4 protein-coding genes and 2 pseudogenes are annotated in these 7,739 nt (G+C 33.3%); 1 reads left to right on the top strand and 5 read right to left on the bottom strand.

Annotated elements, in window-relative coordinates; all coding sequences use genetic code 11:
* On the bottom strand, positions 1 to 794 hold a 794-nt coding region (locus AFK68_RS19450), incomplete at its 3' end, for a serine/threonine-protein kinase (RefSeq protein ID WP_143438051.1).
* Positions 795 to 1,432: 638 nt separating this feature from the next.
* On the opposite strand from AFK68_RS19450, the gene AFK68_RS19445 reads away from it, so the two are divergent.
* On the top strand, positions 1,433 to 3,274 hold the full coding sequence (locus AFK68_RS19445) for a hypothetical protein (RefSeq protein WP_094674303.1): 1,842 nt from the start codon (positions 1,433 to 1,435) through the stop codon (positions 3,272 to 3,274).
* Between the two features lie 153 nt (positions 3,275 to 3,427).
* Here the strand turns inward: AFK68_RS19445 and AFK68_RS19440 are convergent, their stop codons facing one another.
* The 4 genes and pseudogenes from AFK68_RS19440 to AFK68_RS19430 all read right to left on the bottom strand — a co-directional run.
* Positions 3,428 to 5,101, bottom strand: coding sequence for an EAL domain-containing protein (locus tag AFK68_RS19440; protein ID WP_094674301.1), 1,674 nt, complete (start codon positions 5,099 to 5,101; stop codon positions 3,428 to 3,430).
* 498 nt (positions 5,102 to 5,599) lie between these two features.
* Positions 5,600 to 6,386, bottom strand: a pseudogene (locus tag AFK68_RS42085) (sensor histidine kinase); the annotation flags it as partial.
* 1 nt (position 6,387) lies between these two features.
* Positions 6,388 to 6,830, bottom strand: a pseudogene (locus AFK68_RS42080) (hypothetical protein); the annotation flags it as partial.
* A gap of 623 nt (positions 6,831 to 7,453) precedes the next feature.
* Positions 7,454 to 7,739: Hpt domain-containing protein (locus tag AFK68_RS19430; protein ID WP_168186554.1), on the bottom strand; the 286-nt coding region annotated here is incomplete at its 5' end.

The following is a 7,739-nucleotide window of genomic DNA, read 5'->3' as shown; positions in this document are numbered from 1 at the left end:
CCCAATTCATCACTAACAAAATTTCCATTTAAACAATCTCGCCATACCCATTCCATTTCCATTACATCATACAAATCAAACGGATTCATCTGAGTCAATAAATGCAAACAAGTCACCCCCAAACTATACAAGTCACTTCCAGACTTTGCCTTTCCCATCGACTGTTCCGGGGCGCAATATTCTGCCGAACCAATAACCGTTCCAGTCACCGTCCGACGTTGAGTTTTTGGCAGAACTTTAGCTGCTCCAAAGTCAACCAAAACTAACTTTTTATCCGCCTCTCTCCTAATAATATTCTCCGGTTTAATATCCCGATGAATCACATTATGACTGTGAACAAATTGCAAAACAGATAATAAGTCAATTAACAATTCTCGAATCTGACTTTCATTAAAAACCCCACGACTATCTAACTCTTGTTGTAGAGTTTCACCTTTAATAAATTCCTGTACCAAATATTGACGACTATCCACAGAAAAATAAGCATAAAGTTCAGGAATTTGTGGATGCTTTCCTAACAATTCCAACCTTTCTGCTTCCTGTGCAAATAACTCCGCAGCTTTTGCCACAGTTTCCGTTCCTTGTGCTTGAGGAAGAAACTGTTTAATCACACAAAAAGGTTTAGAAGGTTTAAACTCATCTACTGCTAAAAAAGTTCGACCAAAACCACCTTGTCCGAGAATACTTTTTGCCCAATAACGTTCTACAAGTAATAATTTATCTCCGCATTTTTGACAGAATTGAAAATTATCGGGATTAATAGTTAGACATTCTGGGTTGAGACATTGAGACATAATAAATTAATGGATAATTGATAATGGATAATTGATAATTAACACAGTGTATTCCAGGTTTACGAAGTACAGTAGAACTAATCACTTTTTAAATGGTTTTTGAAGTATAGAATTAAGTTTTAATTCAAAAATTGTGTCAATTTAGTATAATTACTATACCACACTTACATGAAATAGGCTGTAATTAATCTCCAGAGGTTTAAAGCCTCTCCTTATCAAGGATGATTGATAATTGATAACTAATTTATTATCAATTAATAAATAATTATCCATTAATGAAACCGATATCTAAAGTTTAGTTTAATCTTAAAGTTTTGTTGACTTTTACTTAATTATTTTCAGGTATATCTTAGCTCAAGAAAGAAATCAGAATTCTTTAATCTGAAAAGCGCTGTATAATGAAATTAATTCATTGATGCCATCCAGTGCGAGCTAGAAGCTCGCGAATTTGTTTTAACGAATGGTTCGGGAGCTAGATGCTCCCACTATCTAAAAACCTTCGGGAGCATGGGAGGGTAAAATGGTTTGGGATATTAATTTATAATGAAATTAATTTAATAGTTGTAGGTACTGATAACTGGTAACTGGTAACTGATAACTGATAACTGATAACTGATAACTGATAACTGAAAAAGCAAATGTTTCTACAATCTCCTACTAAATATATCGACTCCCAATTAAATAATTTAGCTGATAAAATCGAAAAAGATAGTCCTGGTTTGTCAGTTTTTGCTGCCCGTCAATTTTGTTATCAACTATATCAAACCCCGGTTCAAATTGAAATTACAAAAGAACGAGATTTGAATATTCTTGAGGAGTTTATTCTCAGAGCAAGTATTGAGTTTAATCCTCCACCAACTGAAGTGGAATTAGCACAAATACTAAAGTTAGACCCGATATTTATTCAAAACACTACTAATACTCTTCAATCTCTACAAACCTTAACTCTAACACCACCAGATTCTACAATTACTATAACTTCTGAAGGAAAAGAATTTTATACAAAAGGTTCCTTGCCACAACCGCCAGAAAATAAAATTATTTATGCTATTACTAACCCTCTTTCTGAACAAATAAACTGGCGACTTTCTGCTGCAATATCTAAATCTCCTGAACTACCAAATTTAGCAGATTTTATAACCTTTGAAAATACAATCCCTGATATTACTAATTTGACTATTGAAGAATTTAAACAGCAAATATTGGATTCTGATTTAGGTATTCATCTACCAGAATCAGGGCAAATAGTTACAGATTTTTCTGTAGATAAAGATGCAGAAAAAATTACCTGGAAAGCTATTTCTATTTTGGTAATATTTGATGTGATTGAAGAAAAGTTAATTTTACAAGCAAGAGAAGGAAATAAAATTTTAGAACAGGTTTCAAATCAATTACAAGAAATGGCAGAAAAGGGAGAAGTTTTGCTCAATGAATTATGTGGTTTGCCTCCTGAATCTATAGCCTCTCAAACAGAATCAATTTTAGAATTAAAAAACCAAAAAGTTGAGGAAAGACTCCAAAAAATTCGGCAAAAAGCAAATGAAATAATTAAACAAACTAGAGATAAGGGGAAGAAAACTTTACCAAAAAATTCCGAATTTATCTTGTTGCGCGATCGCCAAATTAGACCGGAGTTTTTATCTACTCTTAAAGCAGCAACTCAACAGATTTTAATTTATTCTCCTTGGGTGACTGAGGAAGTAGTCGATGAGGAGTTTCTGCAACTTTTACAAAAGTTGGCAAATAATGGAGTGTGGATTTTAATCGGATATGGAATTGCCGAAAAACAAGCAGAAGAAACTAAACCAATGTCGCCCAAAGTTGAGGAAAAATTGTTAACAATTAGAACTCCTGAAGATTTACCAGCAGCTCAGATATTTTGGTTAGGAAATTCCCATGCTAAGGAAGTATTAGTAGATAGAAAAATTCATTTATCTGGCTCTCATAATTGGCTTTCTTATCGAGGAGATAGAAATTTTCGAGGAGAGACAACTTATAAAGTAACAAATACTGATACTGTTAAGTCAGCTTATGAATATTTACAAGCTAGATTTCAATCTCATGCTGAGAATTTATGGGAGTCCGCAGTGTCAAATCAGGATATTAATTTAGCTATAAAATGTGTTTGTATTTGGGGTGCTTTAGGTATGACAGAAATAGCACTTCAGGAATTACAATATCATAATTGGATTGAACTTTTTCCAGTGTGGTTAAAAATAGTTATTCAGGGGTTGAGGTCAAAACAAATTTCACCAGATGAACCGATTTTTGAGAAAGCAACTTCTTGGTTAAATATAGTTGATAAATCAGATAAAAATATAGAACATTTACAGTCTGGATGGCAAAGAGTTATAGAAGCGATCGCTCGTCAAAATCGCCAAGCAGCTTTAAGTTTATTAAATGAGGCAGCATGGGCAGAATTTATCCGTTTAAAAATTTCTTCAACAGACACCCCAGAAAAATTTATATTGAATCTGTAACAAGCAGGATGCTTATGTTACGACAATTATAGCGGTTTTCACAAAGGTAGACTACAAAACTTCTTCCTTCTTCCTTTAAACCTAAATCTCTGTAGTCTATATTAATGAAAACTGTTATAAGTAAGCATCCTGCTTGTAACTCCGAAATTGCTGTCAAAAAGCTATAAATTTAGAAAAATCTCTGGCAGAAAGGGGACGACTAATTAAATAACCTTGAATTAATTCGCAACCATTAGCATATAAGAAATCGCTTTCTTCTTTAGTCTCTACTCCTTCTGCAATAACTTGAAAGTTTAATTGTTTAGCCATGCGAATAACAGCATTAGTAATAGCCGCATTTTTGGAATTTTTATGAATATTTTTAACAAAAGAACAGTCAATTTTTAGAGTATTAAAATCAAAATGTTGTAAATATGCCAACGAAGCATATCCTGTACCAAAATCATCAATTGAAACTTCAATTTTCGCTGCTTTTAACATTTTAAACTGTTCTAATGTCATGTCAATATCTTGCACTAATACACTTTCAGTTAGTTCTAATTTAAGGCATTGCGGTGGGATTTCATATTTTTTCAAAATCTTTAAGATTTCTTCAGCTAAATTAGGTTGATGAAACTGTTTACTTGAGATATTGACAGAAATTTGTAGATGTAGCAAACCCTCTTTTTGCCAATCTTTTATTTGTTTACAAGCAGTTTCTAATACCCATTGACCTAGAGGAATAATAAAACCTGTTTTTTCAGCTAAAGGAATAAATTCAGCAGGAGAAACTCTACCTTTTTCCGGAGAATTCCAACGGATTAAAGCTTCTGCACCAAAAACCTTTTTTGTTCTTAAATTAAATTGTGGTTGATAATATAATTCAAATTGGTTTTCTGCAATAGCTTGATTTAATTCTATTCCTTGTTTTTGGAGTAAAAAAGCTTTTTCCTCTTCAAGTTGGCTAACTCTATATTTTAGGATTTCTAAGAAACCAGACATTTCGATAGGATCGATAAGATTAGCTAAATCTGTTTCTGTTATTATTCCTAATAATTCCCCTTTTTTTCCTGTTATAACTAACCTTCTAATTCGTAATTCTTCCATTTTTTGATAGACTTGAAGAAGGTTATCTTCTGGTTTTAAACAAAATAACGGATAACTCATTAGTTGCTCGGCAGTAAGCTCTTTTAAATTTATATCTAGTGCCTGAAACTGTACAATATCTTTTTCTGTAATAATTCCTAGTGGAGTCAAAATATCTGATTTCTGTTCCACCAAAAGAATACAACTAACCTGATTAAAAACCATTTTTTTTGCTATTTCCATAACAGAAGTAGAGGGAACATCCCAAATTACATGACGAGTCATAACTTCATCAACTTGTCGAAACCGGAAAAAATAACGTGGACTTAGAATTTGACGCAAACTAGATAAAGTAACTAACCCAATAGGATAACCCTGTATATCTAAAATAGGTAAATGGCGAATACGATGACGACGCATTAAACTATAGGCAATGTATAAGTCACTAAATTCGTCATAGAGAAGTGATACAACTGGACTCGTCATTAGTTCGCCAACAGTCTTATTTTGTAATGTTTTTCCTTGAATAGTTAATTTAACTAAATCTCTTTCTGTAATAATTCCTACTAATTTTTTATTTTCTACAATTAAGATACAACTGCTAATTTGACCAATATTTTTCGAGGCAGGTATCCTATTTTCACTATAACTAATCTGACAAGAACTTCCTTTTGCTTTTGTCATTAGACTAATAGCTTCATTTAAACTTGTTGAAGGGGTGAGAATACAGGGAGAAAAAATAATACTTTTAGCTATATTCATAAAATGATATCTAGAGCCAAAACTGTACAGATAATTTTATTATAGCTAATTAAGGAATATTCAAACCAATAAATGATATTTAAACTATTAGAATTAAACACTACTGCAACAACCGTCATTAATGGATAATTGATAATTGATAATTGATAATTGATAATTGATAATTGATAATTGATAATTGATAATTACCTCTCCCTTTTAGGGAGAGGATTGACAAATAAGGAAAATATTTATTTCTCTTGGTCGATNTGATAATTGATAATTACCTCTCCCTTTTAGGGAGAGGATTGACAAATAAGGAAAATATTTATTTCTCTTGGTCGATTGGATATGGCGTTAGCGAAGCGGCTCTGCAAGAGCGGGAAACCTCGCCATCCCATCCTGACGGAATGCTCCGCAAACGACCGTTTTTTTCCCCTTGAAAGGGGAGGCTTCAAGGCGTGAATTATCTAATTATTTAATTGTTTAATGATTAATTATTTCGGTAAAAGAAGAGATTTACCTTCTGTACACATATTCATCCCTTTGTTCACTAATACTAGAGAATCGCTTCATTGGCAATTGGATATAAAAGGACGTACCTGTACCCAACTCCGACTCTACTTCTAGGCAACCCTCATGTTTTTCTTCAACAATTTGTTGAGCGATCGCTAATCCCAAACCTGTACCTTGACAAACTCTTTTAGTAGTAAATAAATGGTCAAAAATTCGTGCTTGCACCTCTTGACTCATCCCTTTACCATTATCACTAATTGATATTTTTACTTGTTCATTTTCAGCTATAGTTTTAATCATAATTTTATTGGGTTTTCCTTCAATATCCTCAAAGCTAAGTCCGTAATTAGACTCATCTAAAGCATCTATAGCATTTGCCAAAATATTCATAAATACCTGATTTAACTTACCTGGAAAACAATCAACTTGTGGTAAATCACCATACTCAGTAATAACTTCAATTTCTGGACGTTTTGTGTTAGCTTTAAGACGATGTTTGAGAATTAAAATGGTACTATCTAGCCCATCATGAATATTAAACTTTACTTTATGCTCTGTATCCGCACGGGAGAAGGTTCCTAAACTAACACTAATATTTTTCAATCTGTCCGCTGCCATAACCATTGCATCTATAATTTTGGGCAAATATTCTAGACTATAATCCAAGTCGATTTCATCTGCGTGTGTAATAATTTCCTCACTTGGTTGGGAAAAAGTTTCTTGATATAGTTGTAGGTGTTCAATAATATCTATAATGATGGGTTGAGTTTGCTCAAGACCATTACAAATANAACTAACACTAATATTTTTCAATCTGTCCGCTGCCATAACCATTGCATCTATAATTTTGGGCAAATATTCTAGACTATAATCCAAGTCGATTTCATCTGCGTGTGTAATAATTTCCTCACTTGGTTGGGAAAAAGTTTCTTGATATAGTTGTAGGTGTTCAATAATATCTATAATGATGGGTTGAGTTTGCTCAAGACCATTACAAATAAAGCCAACAGGATTATTCATTTCATGTGCTACACCAGCAACTAAATTACCTAATGCTGACATTTTTTCGCTTTGAACAATTTGTAATTGTGCTTGTTGTAAATCTTTTAATGCTTGTTGAGCTTGTTGATAAAGTCGAGCATTTTCTAGGGATATTGCTGCTTGGAATGTACTCATTTTCCTGAGCTTTAGCAATAGAGCGATCGTAATAGTCAATTTGGTTGTGAAATTGTAGNGTGCTACACCAGCAACTAAATTACCTAATGCTGACATTTTTTCGCTTTGAACAATTTGTAATTGTGCTTGTTGTAAATCTTTTAATGCTTGTTGAGCTTGTTGATAAAGTCGAGCATTTTCTAGGGATATTGCTGCTTGGAATGTACTCATTTTCCTGAGCTTTAGCAATAGAGCGATCGTAATAGTCAATTTGGTTGTGAAATTGTAGGAGTTCATTAAATTTGGGGGATTTATTGCGCAATACTTTGATAATAACAGGTTGGTTATTTTTATTGCGCGTCCCTCGATAAACTGCAGTTCTTGTCCCTTGGTAGAGGATTTCGGTTATGTGGTAGCTACTCAGAGTAATCATAATGGGTGTTTATATATAATAAGTATTATACTAAATTTGTCTTTAGTTGCCTATAATATAAGTTTGATAGATAATCTTTGCTACAAATTAACTCAGGCGTTGGTGAACCGAGCTATGAAATCTAAACTGTTATAAGAAACCGGGTTTGTTGGAGACAAATTTCACTATTTATCAGCATCTAATACAAAGCCGGTTTCTAGAATGCCAGAAAAATCATAGCCACGCATCACCAACACCCAAATTAACTCAAAATACACCCAGGATAATTTCTACATATAAGCCTGAAGTTCATCTCGTAAAGCATTCTCAACCCGCTCATATTCTGCCTTAACCTGAGATAAAATCACATCTGTGCCTTCCGTAGCTCCCCCACGTCCAATAGATTCTAATTCCTTGCAAAGCTGAGATAGGTTTGTGGCACCGACAGAAGCACTACTAGACTTCATGGTGTGAGCAGATTTTTGTAGCAATTCTGCCTGCTCTTTTTCAATTGCTTGAGTAATTTCATTTAAAAGTTTGGGTGTATCTTCCAGATAGCAATTAATTATTTCCACG

The organism is Hydrocoleum sp. CS-953 (assembly GCF_002260545.1).
Lineage (GTDB): Bacteria > Cyanobacteriota > Cyanobacteriia > Cyanobacteriales > Microcoleaceae > Trichodesmium.
The sequence above is the reverse complement of the archived record's forward strand: the minus strand, read 5'-3'. Positions and strand labels throughout refer to the sequence as shown.

Coding starts and splice junctions, on each gene's coding strand:
- AFK68_RS19445 (WP_094674303.1), top strand. CDS start 1,433: ATGTTTCTACAATCTCCTACTAAATATATCGACTCCCAATTAAATAAT.
- AFK68_RS19440 (WP_094674301.1), bottom strand. CDS start 5,101: ATGAATATAGCTAAAAGTATTATTTTTTCTCCCTGTATTCTCACCCCT.